Source organism: Dyadobacter fanqingshengii, assembly GCF_023822005.2.
GTDB lineage: Bacteria > Bacteroidota > Bacteroidia > Cytophagales > Spirosomataceae > Dyadobacter > Dyadobacter fanqingshengii.
Window position 1 is genome coordinate 1,128,464 of record NZ_CP098806.1, and the last position, 18,650, is coordinate 1,147,113.

Sequence of the window (18,650 nt, forward strand, 5' to 3'; positions counted from 1 at the left end):
GAGGTCGTTTAACAAGAAGGAGGTCAAAAAGCATGCCGGGCAGGCTAGTTGTTGCCTTCGCCGCCTTTTTTATCATCATTACTGATCCGTTTTTTCTGGCGCGGGCCGCTTGTCATCTGTCCAAATTCGTATTTCAAATTAATGCGCCAGCCGCGGCGATACATAGCCACATCCTGAATTTGTACAAAGTTGGGCCCTACGAAATCATTGCGCCATTTAATCCGCCTGTTGAAAGGATTGTCATAGCCAAACCCAATGGTGCCCTTCTTTTTAAGGACTTCTTTTTGAAGCACCATGTTATAAAATCCAAAAGCGCCGTACTTCCCTTGCAGATTAACGCGGGCTGAGTTATAAAATCCAAAAAGCTGCGCCTTAAACCCTTTTCCGAAATCAATGCTGGAATTGAGATTGATGCGATACATCCAATCCGCATTGCGCGTTTTCAGTTCTTCACTTTCCAGGACGTTGTAAAATACATTCAATGAGCCGTTCACGCTCCATTGTTTAGTAATTTTTGTGTTAGCGCTGAGGTTCAAACCGTAAGCGGAATTTTGGGCAACATTCTGAAAGATTTGTTTCAATACGCCGCTGGTGTCAACGGTGTTGATGCTTTCAATGGCATTGTTGGTCTGGCGCAAAAAGAAAGATGCGTTAAAGCTGGTTTGTTTAATGGAAACACTATAATTAGCTTCAATTGAATGTGTTAGCTCCGGTTTCAGATAAGGGTTTCCGCCATATTGGTTCTTCGAATCAGCCTGATTCACATATGGATTGAGATAATAAAACTGGGGCCGCTGAATGCGTTGCGTATAGCTCAGCCGCAGCTGCTGGTCTTTTTTTATGCTGCGCGACAAGCTGACGCTGGGAATCAGATTGCCGTAATTGTTTGAGAATGAAGCCGTGCCGTTTAGAAAATCGGCCTGGATGAAGGTGTGTTCGTAACGGGCGCCTAAGTTAATGCCCCAGCGCTTCTTTGGCGTGCGGGTGTAAACCACATAGGCCGACGTTACTTGTTGTGCGTAATCAAAGATATTGGCCAGCTCGGGCATGTCCTTAAAATCCGTGGAACCGTCCGACGCGCTGGAAATGCGGTAATCGCTCAGGATCTGCCGGAATATGGTTTTTGAACCCATTTCCAGCGTGCTAATGCTGTCGAGCGGATTGGTAAAGTCCAATTGAATGGTCCCCTCCTTATTGTTGCTGATGTTGTAACTTTTCTCCCGATAATATATCGTGTTTTCGCGATTGAGCAATTCGGACCAGTAATCGCTGTCTTCGCCTTCAAACGAATACATCATCAGCAGGTTTAATTCTTTTTTAGGCTTTTTAAATAAGCGGGTGTAGTCGAGGTTTACTGTCGCGCCGGCCCAATCGTAAGTGCGGCTCATATCACGCTGGAAATATTGCCCCACAACGCCCAGGCTGCTCTCCGTGAATTCAATATCGAAAAAATTGGTGTTCGCGCCATTGTAATAATTGAATCCGGCACCGATCCTGTTCAGCGAATCCACATCCCAATCGACATTCACAGTTCCGTAAAAATTTTTACCTTTTCCGGTAATTCGTTGCGGCTGATACTGATTAGTAAGCGTGTCGCCGTTAGTAAAAGAGCGGCGCAGCTCCATAAAGCGTTTGTTTTTCCAATCGTTGAATCCGCCGTTCGCGGCAATGTTGATGGCCTTCATGCGGTGGTTAATGGTTGCATTTTGCCAATTGTTCCATTGGCCAAAATTCGGGCTAACCGAGCCGCTGGTGCCGCGTAATGTGTTTTTCTTGGTAATAATATTAATGATCCCTGCCGTGCCTTCGGCGTCATATTTGGCTGACGGCGAAGTAATTACCTCAACTTGTTTGATAATATCCGCCGGGATCTGCTTCAACGCGTCCGAAACGCTGCGCGCCACGATGCTGGACGGTTTGTTGTTGATCAAAACCTTTATATTGGAACTGCCGCGCAGCTGAACGTTTCCTTCGATATCAACCGCAACGGAAGGGATTTTTTTGAGCACATCTGTTGCGTCGCCGCCTTTGATACTAATGTCTTTTTCAGCATTATAAACCATCCGGTCCGCCTTTTCCTCAAACAATGCCTTCTGCTCAGTAACAGTCACTTCACTGAGGTTTTGCACGGTCGCAGCCAGCTTGATAACGCCTATTTCAAGGTTCTCGCTGCCAGCGCTGATTTTGTCAACTGTTTTGGTAACATAACCCATCAATGAAGCCTGAACCGCATATTCTCCCTTTTCCACTTTATTAAAAACAAATCGGCCCTTAGAGTCGGAAGTGACGCCCTGAACGATCTTACCGTTTTGCAGGAGCGCCACAGCGGCAAATTCAACGGGTTTGGCGGCAGCTGAATCCAATAACAACCCTGAAATTTTGATTTGCTGGGCGAAGGAGAGGCAGATGGTTGCTGTAAATGCGGTGATGGTGAGTAAGAGTTTTCTCATGGCCAGGGGTTTGGTCTCGTCGTATCGCAATGACGAGCCAACCTGGAAAACGTTGCAGATTGCAGCGTTATTTTTTTGTGGTAGCACCTGATGCGCTTTAATTGCCAACACGGTTTTCTTCTGCGCTCGTCCGGCTTTTCTTCATGTTATAACCAGCCTTTCCGAAGTTATATGTTAATGTTAAGGCCACGCGGCTCCAATCTTTAACGCTGTAAGATAATTGAACTGAGCTAGTAATGGACGGACGCAAGTTCGGTTTTATTTTAATTTAACGGGCGATTTGTTATCCCCGGTAACACCGAATTGCAAAACAGGGCCGATTTATACAATTTCTCGCAGTCAGTTTTCTTTATTTTTGCTGAAAATCTGTAACACTGCAAATCAAGCCCAAAGGTTTTTATTTTTGAAATATGGAATTCAAGCATTTTTCACCGTCGGAAATTTTAAGGCCTTACGTAAAGCATTATTATCTGTTTGAATCAGATGCCGATGCCGATTTGGCGGACACGGTGTTTCCGAGCGGGGATATGGAAATGATTTTCAATCTGGGCGAGGGTGTCTGGGAAGCTTCTGTGGATGGTCAATACCGAGCTAATCCCAAGATTGAACTGTGGGGTCAAATTACAAAACCTTTGCATGTCCGCGCGCGCGGTCACCATACGATGATAGGAATCAGGTTTTTGCCCCATTCGGCTGCTTATTTTTTGAATGAGGAAATGGGCCTTTTTAATGATCAGGTGCTTGACCTTTCCTACATCATCGGTAACCCGGTCAAAACGTTGCACGGGCAATTATTGGAAAACAAAGACATGAAAGTCAGGATCAATCTGATCGAAAATTTTCTCATTAAAAGGCTCGTTAGCAATGAGCGGAAAATGGGTAGGATCGACCGGGCCGGAAGTATCCTGCAAACGATCAAAAGCAACTATTCGGAGCGTAATTTGGGCCTGATTGCAGTTGAATACAATGTTACGCCGCGCTATCTGCACAAGCTAATCCAGGAATGTACGGGCCTGTCTCCCAAGTCGTTCAGCAAAATAAGCCGGTTTCAGCAGAGCCTCAAAATGATGTCGGGCAACCCTCAGGCGCTCACCTCCATCGCCTATAACTGCGGTTATTTTGACCAGTCCCATTTTATCCGGGATTTCAAATCGTTCACTGGCCTGACTCCGTCTGCTTACCTGGAAAACCTTACACCATTCAGCAATCTTTTGCTTCAATAATTTGAATGTTCTGGTTTATACAATTTTGGAGTTTGTGCAACATGTAGTTTTGTTTTAGATCAAATTCCAACACATACAAAACCGCAGGTTTATGAATTCTTTTGAGAAATTTAGTCAGCTACACGAGCAGAAATCTCCGTTATTACTAGGCAATATTTGGGATGTCCAAAGCGCAAATGCATATGAATCGGCTGGTTACGAGGCTATTGGTACGTCAAGTCAGGCCGTTGCGGTTGCCAATGGTTATCAGGATGGTGAGCAATTGCCCTTTGCAGTTCTTCACGCACTAGCCAAAAGAGTGGTGGAAGTTGTAAAAATTCCTTTCACGGTTGATATTGAGGGAGGTTACGACCGCAACATTACAGGCATTACCCAGCACATTGAAAAGCTCCATGACGTTGGCGTTTCTGGTATCAACCTCGAAGACACCATTGCCGAAGATGGTCGCAAACAGTTGTCGGCAGGTGAATTTGGCGCATTGCTTGCGGAAGTGACCAGTTACATTGCTCAAAACAATCTGAAAATCTTCATCAATGTGCGCACAGACGGCTTTCTGTTGGGTTTACCCAATGCATTGGAGGAGACGCTGAATCGCATCAAAGTTTACGAGGAAGCAGGAGCATCCGGCATTTTCACGCCATGCATTACCGCGGCAGACGACATTAAGGCAGTCGTAAGCGCTACCAAACTCCCGATCAATGTGATGTGTATGCCCAATTTGCCGGACTTCGCAACTTTAGAGCAACTGGGAGTTAAAAGAATCAGCATCGGGCCATTTTTATTCAGCAAAGTGTACGCTAATACCACCAAACTGGCCGAAGCGATCCGTGACGAACAGAATTTCGGTGCGTTATTTAAATAAATTAAAGAATAGGGACTTGATTTTTTCTATCGCGCGTCCGCCAATATTTCCTCGCTCTGCTATTTCCTGATAATCCATTTCTGTAAAAACAATGCATTATAAAATTCCCACCGAACGCTTTAATCAACAAGAGGAATGTATTTCCTTTAATGCGTCATTAATTAATTGTCGAGATGAAAATTAGAAGTTACGAGCTGTTTCAGGTTCCGCCTAGGTGGTTATTTCTTAAAATAGAGACGGACGAAGGCATTATCGGCTGGGGCGAGCCGGTGATTGAAGGGAAAGCGGCGACGGTGAAAGCGGCTGTGATTGAGTTGATGGATACGCTGATCGGAAAAGATCCGATGGACATTGAAGGCCATTGGAACACCATGTACAGAGGCGGATTTTATCGCGGCGGTCCCATATTGATGAGTGCTATTGCAGGCATCGACCAGGCGCTTTGGGACATTAAGGGGAAATTTTACAATGCGCCAGTTTATCAGCTTCTTGGCGGGAAATGCAGGGATAAAATCAAGGTTTATTCATGGATTGGAGGCGATAGGCCTTCGGATGTAGCGATCGCGGCGAAGTTATCGCTTGACAGCGGCTTCAAGGCCATTAAAATGAATGCAACGGACGAAATGCAATACATTGATTCATACGAAAAGATCGACCTGGTTTTGCTTCGGGTTGCATCTATTCGCGAGGCGGTGGGTTATGCATTGGATATCGGCGTTGATTTTCATGGCCGTCTACATAAGCCAATGGCAAAAGTGCTCGCGAAGGAATTGGAGCAATTCAGGCCAATGTTTATTGAAGAACCCGTGCTGCCCGAGAACAATGAAGCGCTTCGGGAAATTGCCAACCATACTTGCATTCCGATTGCCACGGGCGAAAGAATGTTCAGCCGCTGGCAGTTTAAGGAATTGCTGACGCAGGGTTATGCAGACATTATCCAGCCGGATTTGTCGCACGCGGGCGGCATTACCGAATGCAAAAAGATCCTATCTATGGCCGAGGCTTTTGATGTTGCCGCCGCGCCACATTGTCCGCTTGGGCCTATTGCGCTGGCTGCGTGCCTGCAAGTGGACGCGACTTGTCACAATGCCTTTATCCAGGAACAAAGTTTGGGCATTCATTACAATCAGGGAAATGATCTGATGGATTACCTGGAAGACAAAACTGTTTTTACTTACGAAAATGGCTTCGTAAATATTCCTTCCGGCCCTGGCCTGGGTATTGAAATCAACGAAGATCAAGTTCGCAGAATGGCAGAAGTAGGGCACAACTGGAAGAACCCGCTATGGAAACATGAAGATGGGAGTGCTGCGGAGTGGTGATTTACTGTATTAATTTATCGCTTCTACAGGTTTCTAATATTTACAACAACAGCTAATGAGATAGGGGAAATTCATAAATGAATAGTCGGGATGTTTCGCTCCAAAACCTTTAAAAAAGTGAGACTGGCCGATTATTCATTGGATTAGTGTGAATGTGCTAAGCTGCCAGATATTACACATGTATTTAAACATACGGTGTCGGTCAAGCTTAGCATATTTAATAATCCATTTCCCATTCATGAAAAAAGTTGTATTACTCATCATATCGCTTTGTTGGCACCACATCATTTGGGGGCAGACCTTTGGAAATGTTGGAATTAACACTTTCCATCCCGATCCGAGTGCCGCATTAGAAGTCAGAGCAACCAATAAGGGCGTTCTATTTCCGAAAGTGTATCTGCAGTCGGCCACTGACAACGCTACAATACCGTTACCAGCGAAAGGCTTAATACTCTTCAATACGAATTCTGCTTTGGGAAAGGCTGGATTTTACTATAATAATGGCACGCCCGTTTTGCCGTATTGGACGAATGTGGAAGCAAAGTTAAAGCTGCCTTATATGGACAAGGCAGCAAATGCATCCACGCTATTCGCAGTGAATAACCTTGCAACAACCGCCAGCGTTCGGGCGGTGCAAGGATCTTCGGATTTGGGAATAGGGATCATGGGAAGAACAATTACAGGGACCGGCATCGCTGGACATAGCAGCGGAACAGGGACCGGAGTTCTGGCTGTGAATAATAGCGGACAAGGTTTGGCGATGGAAGTAAATGGTAAAATCCATCTTAGCATAAATACAAAGGCACCTGCGGCGGGGGATGTACTCACTTCCGACGCATTGGGTTATGCAACCTGGCAGCCACCGATTGAAAAGTCCAGCGGGGTTGCATTTTCCGCGGTCGGGATTCTTGGAAATGGGAACGAAAATATGTCCCAGAACAGCTATGTGAAACTTGCTTTTGCTAATGAAGTTTATGATGTGGGCTCTAATTACAACAATGCCGCTCAATCACCTCACAGCTCGTTTATCGCACCTAAAAACGGTATTTATCATTTCAAGGTTGCGGTGCAGTGGAAAGATCAAACACAAGATGCAAATCTTTATGGTCCGACCATCCGGCTGCAGCAGACCAGGGGTAATACGACAACTATTCTAGCCGAAAATCGAGCGTGGGTTTTTAAGTGGGGTGGAGGGTATAGATCCTGCATTGAGATGGATTGTCAATTGGAACAAGGAGATATTATAAACACGGTTGCAAGGGCGTATGGATCGCAGATTGTCCTGTTAAGAAAACAAGCCTTTTTCCCCGACAACATACAATCCAGTTTCAGTGGAAATCTTGTCCTAGAATAGTAGCATTTGCCACGTCAGTTCTAACTCACCCAATATAAATGTCAATGAATAAATGCACTTTACTTTTGTTCGTGCTAGCGATCAGTGTGAAATCACTAGCCCAAAATGCAGGTGTCAATACCCAAACGCCTCATCCGAGCGCTGCGCTCGATGTGTTTAGCAATAGCAAGGGGGTGTTGTTGCCTAAGGTTCTTCTCTTGTCGTCGACAGACCAGTCTACGATACCTAATCCCGCAAAATCGCTTCTGGTTTACAAACCGGCTAATGCTTTCGGCTCGGAAGGATTTTATTATAATCTAGGTGATGCTGACAGCCCATCATGGCAAATGTTGGGCTCAAGACTGAACCTCCCCTTGTCATTTACCGACACCAATGCAGGCGCGTTGTTTTATGTCGAAAATACATCTAATTCATCTCTGGCAACCGGAATTGAGGGTTATTCCGAAACGAAAAGAGGAGTTTGGGGCGCTACGGTATCTGGGAGCGGCGTTGCCGGCCTAGCCTTTGGATCTGGGACTGGATTTCAGGCTATTAATACTTCAACAGGACTTGCGCTAGACGTTTCAGGCAAATTGAGAATTTCAGGAACAGGACAGTCTCCTGGCGTTGGTAAGATTTTAACATCCGATTCAGACGGTGATGCATCCTGGCAGGAACCTGTGGTAGAGACGGTTGCTTTTTCAGTGGCCGGTGTCAAAGGGGATGGAACGATCGGGACGCAGGAAAAGGTCAAATTTTTAACCGAGAACTATGACATCGGGAACAGTTACAATGCTGTTTTTACAAACAATTTCACGGCACCTTTCCACGGTATATATCATTTCGATGCCTTACTACAATATGCTTCAGATGTTAACCTGGAATTTTTCCCAATTACGCAGATTATGCGTACAAGAAATTCCATCACTACAATTTTAGCAGAAGACGATCCCGGGGAAGTGAGATTTAGTTACACTTCACAGGTTTCAATTGAGTGTGAGTTGTTTCCTGGAGACATCATCTTTGTCCAGGGCAGTAACGGACACGTTGATAATGATCCACAGGCAAAACTTGTCACATCCGATTATGCGGCTTTCTTCAATGGAAGAATGATTCAAAAATTATAGGACCCACAGCTTCCAAACTTAATGCTATAATGAGAGCTAAATGCATAACCATTTTAACGTTTGTATTGTCATTTCAGTTGGATGTTCAAGCACAATTCACGGTGAATGACAACGGTTTCTTTCTTGCTCCTGAGACGACCTTAACGGTTAGTGGCTTGTCAATCACACCATCCGGTCCATTCAGTTTTAGTAACAATGAAATCTCGTACGCAACAAAGCCGGTTTCAGGCAATCCGAATGAGAGTATCAAACGGGTTTATGCGATGGGAAATCCCATAGCCTTTAAAGGCAATATATTGATCAGCTATTATGAGAATGAGTTGAACATGAATTCCGAAAACTTGCTTCAATTAACCAAGGCTGGACTGAATGGTGAATTTTTAGTGCCCACAAACAAGAGTGTGGTCAATTCACAAGAGAACTTTGTGTCCGAAGATGTAGATTGGACAAACATTCAATATCTGACGCTTACCAATTCCGGTAACATTCTGCCCGTGACGCTTATTGACTTTGAAGCATTGGTGCGGGAGAACGAAATTGTTTTGGCATGGAGCACTTCCCATGAGTCTAACAGTGACTTCTTCGAAGTTCAGCATAGTGCAAATGGGAAGGAATGGCAAACAATCGGTCGTGTGGCAGCCGTTCAACAAAGTAATGAGGTGAATGGCTACGCATATGTTCATAAATCTCCGTCAGCGGGGAGCAATTTTTACAGATTGCGAATTGTTGACCAGGATGGAACATTTGCATTTAGCCGTATCAGGAATGCCACTTGGAAAAGTCAACTGTCAGTAGTGTTTTTCCCTAATCCCGTTTCTGATTGGCTTTCTATTGAATTGGAGGGTTCTTCTTCAGTCAGAAGCATTGCCATTGTGAATGCAAAGGGGCAATCGGTTTACCATAAATCGAATTCTGCAATAGGGCACAATTCCGAAAATCGGATCGATTTCAAGAATTTTCCATCAGGTATTTACACAATCATTGTAATGCTGAAAGATGGATCATTAAGCACAGGAAAAATTTCCAAAAAATAGTTTGTGAATCATGAAAAAGCATATCCTGTTAATATCCCTCATTTGTGCTGGATATGACGTGTCCGCACAAAGCGTTGGCATCGGCACAAAAACTCCGCATGCAAGCGCGGTTCTCGAGGTTTCAAGCAATTACAAAGGTATATTGATTCCGACGGTGGCATTGCAATCTGCGTCGGATAAAAATGCAGTACCTAATCCGGCTAACGGGTTGCTGATTTATAAGCCATCCAATGCGTTCAATTTGGAAGGATTTTATTACAATATGGGTAAGGAAAGCGACCCAATTTGGCAAATGCTGGGTGCCAGTCTAACATTACCGTATACGGCGACCGCCAGTTATGATGGTGCATTATTTCACTTAGAGAACACAGGTAATTCTTTTGCTTCAACCGCCATTGACGGTTTTTCAACAGAGCGAACAGGAGTTTGGGGTTCAACCAGCTTAGGTAGAGGAGTAATCGGAAAAAGTTCTGGTTCTGGTACAGGTGTATATGCATACAGTTTAAAGGACGGTATTGCACTTCACGTAAACGGTAGATTGAAGATAGCAGGCCCTGGTTTATCAGCCGGCGTCGGAAAGCTTCTGACATCTGATGCCAATGGCAACGCAACCTGGCAAGCACCAGCCGTAAAAACTATTGCTTTTTCCGTGAACGGCGTTGAAGGCAGCGGGGCCCTTGGCTCTTTCGAACAAGTCAAATTTTCAAATGAAAATTATAATCTGGGCGATGGATATTCTGGAGCACCTTCTTATAGTTTTCAAGCGCCTGTACATGGCATTTATCACTTTGCAGCTAGTTTGAAATTTCAAAATGATGGGTTATCATTTCATCCATCGGTTAATTTAGTTCGGAAAAGAAACGGGGTCAGCGAAATTATTGGTTACAATTATCGCGACGACGCAAGATCGAAGTACACGGGAATGGTAACGATGGATTGTGAGCTATTGCCTGGGGATGTCGTGTTTGTTTCCGGAGTGAGTGGCCAAGTGACAGGCGATCCAAGCCCAACACTATCGACCACTAACTATACCGCTTTCTTCAATGGAAGATTAATTCAGAAACTTTGAGATTAGGCATAATACATCATGAAGTAAATGGATAGCCTATTTAGTGCTCAGCAACGCAATTTTACCATCCATCGTCGTAACCAGCACTTCGCGTTTACTAATAGGCGTTATGCCGCTGACCAGCCCGTTGGAAATTTTGTGTTTCCAGATTGTTTCACCGCTGCTCCGGTCAATGGCGCAGACCATTCCGGAGTTGGTGGGGACATAAAGGATGTTGTTGGTTTCGACCAATGCAGTGGGGGAGATTTCGTAGGGCAATTTCAACTTGGCTTTCCAGCTTAATTCCATGGAATCGGCTTTGGTGGAGACGCCGTAAATGTCACCGTCCATTGTTTTTACGAAAACCAGGCTGCTATCCGACGACAGTCCGATGGATTCACGCACACGTACGGTTGGGATTTGTTTGCGCCAGATCACCTGGCCGGAAGTTGCATGAAGGGCAGTCATGAACCGGTCTGGTGCTACGATGAAAACACGGTTACCGGAAGCGACGGGATAAACGGCCGCTGGCGAGAACATTCTGTTCGTAGCGCCGTTGTTCCACTTCCAAACCAATGCGCCCGTTTTCAGGTCAAGCGCATAGAAGTCATTGGCCCAGCATCCGAAAAATATCTTTCCCTGGTAAATCAATGGTTTGGTGACCACAAATCCTTTTACATCCTTAAAATCCCAAACTAACTTGCCCGTTTCCAGATCTAATGCCCGGAAATGTCCGTCAGAGCCACCTGTAAACACCTTACCATCCGCAATGACAGGATTTGCAACAATTGGTTTTTCAGCGCTGAATTTCCATTTGAGTTTGCCCGTTTTTATGTCAACGCAATAAATGTTTTTGTCGCTGGAAGTGATGACAACGCTCGATCCCGATGCGGCGGGTGTGGAGTAGATTTTGCCGTTGGTTTTGTATTCCCAGAGTTTCTTTCCTTTCTTGTTCAAAGCAAACAATGCGCCTTTTGTATCGGAGCACAAAATGATCTTGTTGTGCATGGTAACGCCAGAGCCTATGTCGCTGTCGTCCTGATAGTTCCATAGCATTTTTACATTCTTGAACTGGTCGTTAACAGCATAGGACGGTCGGTGAAATTGCTCGTTGCTTTTGAAAAATTGATGATCTTTTAATGCCACTTCCTTCCATTGTTTGAGGCTGTCGGAGAAAGGCCTTTTGATTTCAAAAGATGCTTTTCCTTCGATAATGGTCACAATGTTGTAGCCGCCGATTTCATCTTTTGCTCTGAGGTTGGAACGCCCCATGACACCCGGGATTTTTTCAAAATCGAATGCTTTGTTGCTATGCCCGTGGCCGCATAGGATGAGCTGTACATTGTTCTTTTTCAGTCTGTCCAATGCGTCGTACCAGTTGTTGAGCGCTGAATCTTGCGGATAATGATTGAGGTAAATGACGGGCATCTTTGGGTCGGGCAACTTGTTGAGCGTGCTGTCGAGCCACACCAAATGTTCCCTCGGAACCTGGCCGGGGCCCATGCGCATATTGGGCCCCGACGCTGTTCCGAGAAATGCATAACCTTTGTGCAGAAAATAAAAGGATTCGGCGCCAAAGATGGTTTTGAAGCTATTACTCCCGCTTTCCGACCAGTTGGAATCGTGATTGCCGGGGATGACATGCCAAGGTTTGTGCAGACTGTCAAGAATCGCTTTCGCTAGCATAATCTCGTCATCCGAACCGAATTCGGTAATGTCTCCTGTTATAACCACGAAATCAAGTGCCGGATTAGCATTGATATCCTTAACCGTCCGCATGAGGTCCTCTGCGCCCGTAGAGCCGCCGACGTGCGTGTCGCTGACAAACGCAAACTTGAATTTTTGATTTTGACCAAAACAAAACGGGGCAATGAACAGCAGCAGGCAAACCGAAAAGTATCTCATAATCAATTAATTATTCCCAGCCCGGATTTTGTGTTAGTTGTGATCCGGCATCCTGGTAAAGCTTGATCTGATCCAGTGGAATAGGGGTCAGGTAAACTTTGGGGCTTTCAAATAAACGTTGTGATTCAGGCTTGGAAGCGGGAATGATGTAACCCTCCGCTGCGCCGCCTTCAATGATTGCGTCTGTGTCAGGATAGTCCGCTTTCTTAATCCATGCGCCTCGGTTAATGTCCGCATTGGCTTTTGTGTCCGAATATTCCATTTTTTTCCAGCGTGTAAGGTCATTTAATCTGAAACCTTCCATCATTAGCTCCACGCGGCGTTCGCGACGGATTTCCCACAATAATGATGAGACCGTTTTGTCGCGTTTGGGATCGTCGTACACTTTTCCGTTCACAGCGGGTAGGCCGCCTAAAACCTGTAAAGCCGGCAAAACGACACCTGGACGTCCGCGTAGCATATTGACAGACTGGTCCAGATCCGCCTGAACAATCGCGCCTAATTCGGCAGCAGCTTCGGCATAGTTGATCAAGACTTCGCCATAACGGATCACCGGGCCGTCGGTCTGGTTCAGCGAACCGCTTCCTTCGGGCAATTCCTTCGTTTCCTCATTCAGGAATTTCAATGTTGCATAACCGCTCGAAGCTGCATTGGGCGCGTATTTGCTTACGCGTAAGGCATCCACAAATGTGGACGTAATGCGCGGATCTCGGTTAGTCATTACATTTTTGATGGTTTTGTCACCCAAATACAAGGGCGAAATACCGATGGGCAATCCATCTTTTGACAAATAACTTTCAATCGCATTTTTGGACGCGCCCGCCTGCGGTTCCTTGTTGTTATAGCTGTTCAAACTGTGCGTAAGCTGACCCGTTTCATATTTTCGATACAACATCATCTCTTTGGAACCAGCCAATGTGATAGATGAAAACAGCGAACGGTAATTTTCCGCAATTGAATAGCGGCCAGACTTGATGACTTCATTAGCAGCCCACTTCGCAGCTTCCAGATACGTTTTCGCCCGCGCCTGATCAATGTTATGATATTTGAGATAAGTCCCTTCAAACAAAAACACGCGCGACATGAAAGCCAGGACAACCGATTTGTTTACCGTTAAACCCTTTTCACCATCATCTGCACGAACATTTTCAGCTGCAAACTGGAAATCTTCCAACACCTTGTCCATTACTTCTGTCCGAGGCTGACGTGGTTTGTAAAGTCCGGCAACGTCCGTTTCTTCCAATGCTTTGTCGTAAAATGGCACATCGCCGTAAGTCCGCACCATATCATGATATTCCATTGCCCTGAAAAACCGGGCAATCCCCGACCAATGCGCAATGGCTTCCTGCTCCATAGGAACGGTCTGGATGCGGTCCAGGAAAAGATTCGCCTTCCTGACCCACGTAAAAGACCACGTTGTGGAAGTTGCCGGGATGTTTTTAATAAACTGCGTTGGGCTCAAAGGGGCAAAATCATCATTCAATGTTTGTCCCGTAAAATATCTGCCGAATGTAAAACCGGAGCCATAAGCTGCGAAATAATTAGGATAAAATCCCCAGGCAAAGGTTCTTACATTCTTTTCATTGGTCCAGTAACTGTCATCCGTGAGCGCATCCTGAGGCTCGCGGGTTAGGAAATCTTCCTTACACCCGGTTATAGCAAGCAGTGAAATGGAAAGGATGAGAAATATCTTTTTCATAAATACTGTGTTTAAAATTAGAATGTAAGTTGGAGACCCATGGAAACGCTTCGACGATATGGATAAACCCGCCCGAAAGTAGCGCGATCGATGGTTGAATTGCGGAAATCCACTTCCGGGTCGATCGGGATATCGAGGTTGTCAAATTCGAACAGATTTTCTCCATTTACATAAATCCGCAGGTTCTGCATCTTGATTTTCTGGGTCAGTCGCGCTGGAAGCCGGTAACCAAAATTCACACTCTTCATTCTCAGGTAAGACATATCCAGCAGATATTTGTCCTGGATCAGGAAATTCTGCGTGTTGTTGGATTGTCCGGTGTTTGTCGGGCGAGGATAAAAAGCATCCTGCCGTTCCGGCGTCCAATAGTCCATCTGATGCGCGTACATGGCATCATTAGGATTATTTCCAGGAATAAAAATAGACCCGGAAGCCCATAGATCGCGCTTGCCTACACCTTGCATAAACAGGTTCAGGTCAAAACCCTTCCAATCGGCGCCGAGGCGGATGCCGTATTGATAGCGCGGGGTTGAATTTCCGATCACCTTTAAATCACCGTGATCGTCCAGGCTGCTGCTGCCGGTGAAAACTGTCCCGTCGCCATTCAGGTCTTTGTATTTAATGTCACCCGGACCATAGAAGAATGTGCCCGCCTCGTGCTTGGTCTGATTAGGAATGCCGTCTTTCAGAATATAATGTCCGGCAGCGTCGGTGATCAGCGAGCCATCTGTGTTTTGCTGAAAATCGTCGTTTCTGAAAAAGCGATCGGTTTCGTAACCCCAGATCTCGCCCAGTATTTTGCCTTTATAATTCCCGTTGACAAGATTTCCGTCAAATTTGGTAATCTTCTCTTTGAAATCAGACAATGATAATCCCACGCTGAAATTAAAGCCGCTGGCCATACTTTGACGCCAGTCGAGTGCGATTTCCCAACCCGTTGTTTGCATTTGACCATAATTCCGTCGGGGAGGCGTTGCCCCGAAGCTGCTCGGAAGCACAATTCCGCCCGTGATCATATCGCTGGTGGTGCGTTGATACCAGTCGTAGGTAACGGCCAGCCGGTTGTTAAAAAGGCTTGCATCCAGCCCTAAATCCAGCGTGCTGATCTTCTCCCAGGTGAGGGAAGGCGGCACGAGCGAGGGCGTCGCCACGGTAACCATATTGCTCGTCCCGATCCACCAGTTGGAAGCGGAAGATGCCATAGTTGGACGGAATGTTGTGCTGCCCACATCCGTATTTCCCAGCGATCCCCATGATCCGCGAATTTTCAAGTTGTCGAGAACCGGTTTGCTGAATGACATAAATGGCTCGGCCGTAAGCACATATCCTGCTGAAACAGAAGGGAAAAACGCCCACTGGCTATTGTCGGGAAAGAAAGACGAGCCATCATAACGACCATTCACTTCAAATAAAAACTTGTCGTTGAATGTATAATTGATCCGTCCGAAATAACCCTGCGTAGCCCAGTGACCTCTGAAACCATCCACATATTGATCGCCTGTGGCCAGTGGCAACTCTCCATGGGTTTGGTCCAGCAACCCGCGTCTTTCGGAGGATTGGCCCCATCTTTTAAACAAATCAAGGTCCATCCCCGCCAGGAATTTAAGCGAATGCTTCTCTACGTCTTTGGAATAAGTGGCAAATGCTTTGAAAGTGTGCATTTCATTCCAGTTGGAGTTGTATTTGACGCGGTCGTAAGTGGCAGCGGTGTAGGGTTCGTATTTCAAAGGCACACCGTTCCATTGGTTCCAGGCCGTAACCGTTCCGCCGACTTCTCGGATGTGATCGTTGGTGTTGGAATAAGTGTAGTTGGCATCAATGGTAAAATCTTTCGCCAGCTTAAACTGACCACCAACCGTTGCCCGGATAAAATTGGAAGAATAATTGATCATATTGGCCTGCTGAACCTCAGTTACCACATTTCGGAAGGGCTTGCCTTCGTAAGTGCCATACGGGTAAACCGAATGCCAGCGATACAAATAGTAAAGTGGATCATAAGTGGTTCCGCCAAAAGAGAACGGACTTTCTGCTACGTTTTTGGAGAGTAACAGCTTGGCATTCAGGCTGAACCATTTGTTCAAATCAGAATTAATGCTGAATGTGCCGCTATAACGTTTGAAAAGATCTGTTTTTTCCTTCAAAACGCCTTCCTGGCCCATATAGCCCAGACTTACATTGTAGCTGGTTTTGTCATTTCCACCTGTAAAACCCAGATTATGATTGCTTTGCGGCGCCCATTTGCGCATATACATGTCGCCCGCGTCCCAGGGGCGATAGAAATAAAGCCGACCGTCCTTGATCTCAAAATCACGGCCCAGCACCATCTCATTACCTAGATCCTGGCCGCCATATTGCGTTTCCCAATCCCGGATTTTCTGAATGCTTTCGTCTGTGAAATACATTCCTACGGTTCCAAATGTGGTTGCCGATGGATTGTTGCGTTTTGCAGCCAGCAATGCATATTCCGGTCCATCCGCCGCGGGAGCGAGTTTGGGCGTGTTCGTAGGCGTGCTTTGTGAAAAGTTTGCAGAGTAAGAGATTTGATTTCGTGTATTTTTCTTGCCTGATTTTGACGTGATTAAAATTACGCCCCAGGCTGCACGACTTCCGTAAATGGATGTCGAAGCGGCATCTTTGAGTACGGAAATGGATTGAATGTCGTCCGGATTAACGAGTAAAAGGCTCTGTATTTCTACATTATCCAACAAAATAAGCGGCTGAGCGCCATTGCCTGCATTCAGTGAACCCACCATTCCGCGAAGACGGATCTGCGGGCTGCTGCCCAGATCACCCGTGGTCGTCGTAATGGTCAACCCCGGAACTGCGCCTTGCAATGCACGGCCCACGTCTGTTACAGGTCTGGATTGCATGGTTTTGTCCACATCCACCGTGCTGACCGCGCCCGTTAAGTTGGCTTTTTTCTGAGTTCCATAACCGACCACAACCACTTCACTAAGGCTTTTTGTGTCTTCTTTTAATGCTATTGTCAGACTGGTATTATTTCCGACAGGCACTTCCCTGGTTTGAAAACCAATGTAAGAGAAGATCAAGACATCTGATTCTGAGTCTACACGGATCTTGAAATTACCCTCCTCATCCGTTAGCGATCCTTCCGATGTACCCTTCACGAGCACGCTTACGCCAGGCAGCGGACTGTTTTCTGAATCGGTAACCTGTCCTTTAACGAGAATGTCCTTTGTTATTTGAACCGAAGGCGCTTGCCCGGAAGTTAGGGGCCGGTTTGTGAGGGTTTCCAATGCTTCGGGCTGGTCCTTGGTTTTGTAGACCACAATGCTTTCTTCCGTTTCCCGGAAAGAGTAGGGGGTTTCTGCCAAAACCGATTCCAGCACTTCTTTGACGCTGGTTTCCTGGAAGTTACTGCTATGGACCTTTATTTTTCTGACTTCTTTATTATTGTAAGAAAAGTCAATCCGACTTGCTTTACTGATCTTTTCAATGGCTTTTTCGAGCGAAACATCACTGAAACTGATCGTGACTTTTTTGCTCATGAGACGCTGGCTGTAACCATTTTCCGCCAGCAAAGTCCCCGCCGTAGTAACCAACACCCCAAACGCGATCAATCCGGCCCTCATGACTCTGATTAGTTTAGTAGTTCTTCTTTTCATAAATTACCTAGGTTTAGTAAACACTTATTAAACACGGCAAAAGCCGGGGTGTAGATCCGTCAAAATCAGCCCCCCGGATTTGTATTTATTGTGCTGGGCCTGTTGGCGCAGGTCCAGCATTTATGTTACTGACAGCCCTCTCCGCTTACGATCACCTCCTTCCCCTTTATTTCGTAGCGAATTCCCTGAATGTCACTGATAAGGTCCATCACACTTTCGAGGCTCTGATGGGTACTAAACCGAATGCTGTTCTCGCATTCTTTAAATTTTTGCCTATCAAAGTGAATGCTCACCTGATAGGCATTTTCCACAGCTAATATCAAATCTTCAAAGCGCACTGACTTTAATATCACATTTCCCGATTTCCAGTCAACCGATTCGGTCGCTTCCACCAGCATTTCTCTTTCGTTTCCACTGTTTTTATCAAAAATCACTTCCTGGTCTTTTTCCAAAAGCGCAAGCGGCTCAGCACCCCTGGAAACGGCCACTTTTCCGCTCACAACCGTCACAATTTCGTGGGATAATTCCTTGTAAGCCTTCACCCTGAATGAGGTCCCAAGCACCCGGGTGTCGAGGTGGGAACTGTGAACTGTGAAGGGGGCCGTTGTATCGCGCTTAACCTGAAAAAAACCTTCTCCTTCTTCCAGAAAAACTTCCCGGGTTTCACCGAAATTGGCCGGATATCTCAAAACACTGGCTGCATTCAGCCACACATGCGAGCCGTCGGGCAGGGTGACTTCACGTGTTCCGCCAGCGGGAGCTGTAATGGTGATCATGTCCCCATAACTGGAATTGTGAATACTATATTGGTAAATTCCTGCTGCTGAGAGGATTATAAAGGCCAGTGAGGCTGCAATAGCATACCATTTACGCAAAAATAGGTTTCGGTTCTTGTCAAAATTTAAGGTTCGATCAATCCTAGCTTTAATGTTGTCGCCTTTCGGTTCGTGGTTATTTTCATTGTCCGAAGGTGGTTCCAGTCCCAAACTTTTATAGAGGTCGTTAATGTCCATTGAGTGCG

Annotated in this window: 12 protein-coding genes; 7 read left to right on the forward strand and 5 right to left on the reverse strand. The window is 45.9% G+C overall.

Going from position 1 to position 18,650, the window contains the following annotated elements:
• Positions 1-44: 44 nt before the first annotated feature.
• Positions 45-2,450: a TonB-dependent receptor gene (locus NFI81_RS04465; protein WP_234613821.1), complete on the reverse strand. Its 2,406-nt coding sequence runs from the start codon at positions 2,448-2,450 to the stop codon at positions 45-47.
• 410 nt (positions 2,451-2,860) lie between these two features.
• Between NFI81_RS04465 and NFI81_RS04470 the strand changes: the two genes are divergently transcribed.
• From NFI81_RS04470 to NFI81_RS04500, 7 genes are all read left to right on the forward strand, one after another.
• The gene (locus tag NFI81_RS04470) at positions 2,861-3,673 is read left to right on the forward strand and encodes a helix-turn-helix domain-containing protein (RefSeq protein WP_234613820.1); all 813 of its coding nucleotides are present in this window, start codon (positions 2,861-2,863) and stop codon (positions 3,671-3,673) included.
• A gap of 91 nt (positions 3,674-3,764) precedes the next feature.
• On the forward strand, positions 3,765-4,535 hold the full coding sequence (locus NFI81_RS04475; protein ID WP_234613819.1) for an isocitrate lyase/PEP mutase family protein: 771 nt from the start codon (positions 3,765-3,767) through the stop codon (positions 4,533-4,535).
• Positions 4,536-4,708: 173 nt separating this feature from the next.
• Positions 4,709-5,857, forward strand: a complete 1,149-nt coding sequence (gene dgoD, locus NFI81_RS04480) for a galactonate dehydratase (RefSeq protein ID WP_234613818.1) — start codon at positions 4,709-4,711, stop codon at positions 5,855-5,857.
• Positions 5,858-6,095: 238 nt separating this feature from the next.
• A complete protein-coding gene (locus NFI81_RS04485; protein ID WP_234613817.1) occupies positions 6,096-7,211 on the forward strand; it encodes a phage tail-like protein in 1,116 nt (371 codons plus the stop codon).
• 44 nt (positions 7,212-7,255) lie between these two features.
• A complete protein-coding gene (locus tag NFI81_RS04490) occupies positions 7,256-8,317 on the forward strand; it encodes a phage tail-like protein (protein ID WP_234613816.1) in 1,062 nt (353 codons plus the stop codon).
• A gap of 29 nt (positions 8,318-8,346) precedes the next feature.
• The gene (locus tag NFI81_RS04495; RefSeq protein WP_234613815.1) at positions 8,347-9,351 is read left to right on the forward strand and encodes a T9SS type A sorting domain-containing protein; all 1,005 of its coding nucleotides are present in this window, start codon (positions 8,347-8,349) and stop codon (positions 9,349-9,351) included.
• Positions 9,352-9,361: 10 nt separating this feature from the next.
• Entirely contained in the window at positions 9,362-10,420 is a 1,059-nt protein-coding gene (locus tag NFI81_RS04500; protein WP_234613814.1) for a phage tail-like protein, read from the forward strand.
• Between the two features lie 36 nt (positions 10,421-10,456).
• Here the strand turns inward: NFI81_RS04500 and NFI81_RS04505 are convergent, their stop codons facing one another.
• The 4 genes from NFI81_RS04505 to NFI81_RS04520 all read right to left on the reverse strand — a co-directional run bounded on the left by NFI81_RS04505 (position 10,457) and on the right by NFI81_RS04520 (position 18,642).
• The gene (locus NFI81_RS04505; protein WP_234613813.1) at positions 10,457-12,304 is read right to left on the reverse strand and encodes an outer membrane protein assembly factor BamB family protein; all 1,848 of its coding nucleotides are present in this window, start codon (positions 12,302-12,304) and stop codon (positions 10,457-10,459) included.
• Between the two features lie 10 nt (positions 12,305-12,314).
• Entirely contained in the window at positions 12,315-14,003 is a 1,689-nt protein-coding gene (locus tag NFI81_RS04510) for a RagB/SusD family nutrient uptake outer membrane protein (protein WP_234613812.1), read from the reverse strand.
• A 17-nt stretch (positions 14,004-14,020) separates the two neighbouring features.
• A complete protein-coding gene (locus NFI81_RS04515; RefSeq protein ID WP_234613810.1) occupies positions 14,021-17,629 on the reverse strand; it encodes a TonB-dependent receptor in 3,609 nt (1,202 codons plus the stop codon).
• A gap of 125 nt (positions 17,630-17,754) precedes the next feature.
• A complete protein-coding gene (locus NFI81_RS04520; RefSeq protein ID WP_234613809.1) occupies positions 17,755-18,642 on the reverse strand; it encodes a FecR family protein in 888 nt (295 codons plus the stop codon).
• Positions 18,643-18,650: the final 8 nt, after the last annotated feature.

Excerpts from the sequence above, each read along its gene's own strand:
- NFI81_RS04465 (WP_234613821.1), bottom strand. The coding sequence starts at position 2,450 with ATGAGAAAACTCTTACTCACCATCACCGCATTTACAGCAACCATCTGC.
- NFI81_RS04470 (WP_234613820.1), top strand. The coding sequence starts at position 2,861 with ATGGAATTCAAGCATTTTTCACCGTCGGAAATTTTAAGGCCTTACGTA.
- NFI81_RS04475 (WP_234613819.1), top strand. The coding sequence starts at position 3,765 with ATGAATTCTTTTGAGAAATTTAGTCAGCTACACGAGCAGAAATCTCCG.
- dgoD (WP_234613818.1), top strand. The coding sequence starts at position 4,709 with ATGAAAATTAGAAGTTACGAGCTGTTTCAGGTTCCGCCTAGGTGGTTA.
- NFI81_RS04485 (WP_234613817.1), top strand. The coding sequence starts at position 6,096 with ATGAAAAAAGTTGTATTACTCATCATATCGCTTTGTTGGCACCACATC.
- NFI81_RS04490 (WP_234613816.1), top strand. The coding sequence starts at position 7,256 with ATGAATAAATGCACTTTACTTTTGTTCGTGCTAGCGATCAGTGTGAAA.
- NFI81_RS04495 (WP_234613815.1), top strand. The coding sequence starts at position 8,347 with ATGAGAGCTAAATGCATAACCATTTTAACGTTTGTATTGTCATTTCAG.
- NFI81_RS04500 (WP_234613814.1), top strand. The coding sequence starts at position 9,362 with ATGAAAAAGCATATCCTGTTAATATCCCTCATTTGTGCTGGATATGAC.
- NFI81_RS04505 (WP_234613813.1), bottom strand. The coding sequence starts at position 12,304 with ATGAGATACTTTTCGGTTTGCCTGCTGCTGTTCATTGCCCCGTTTTGT.
- NFI81_RS04510 (WP_234613812.1), bottom strand. The coding sequence starts at position 14,003 with ATGAAAAAGATATTTCTCATCCTTTCCATTTCACTGCTTGCTATAACC.
- NFI81_RS04515 (WP_234613810.1), bottom strand. The coding sequence starts at position 17,629 with ATGAAAAGAAGAACTACTAAACTAATCAGAGTCATGAGGGCCGGATTG.
- NFI81_RS04520 (WP_234613809.1), bottom strand. The coding sequence starts at position 18,642 with ATGGACATTAACGACCTCTATAAAAGTTTGGGACTGGAACCACCTTCG.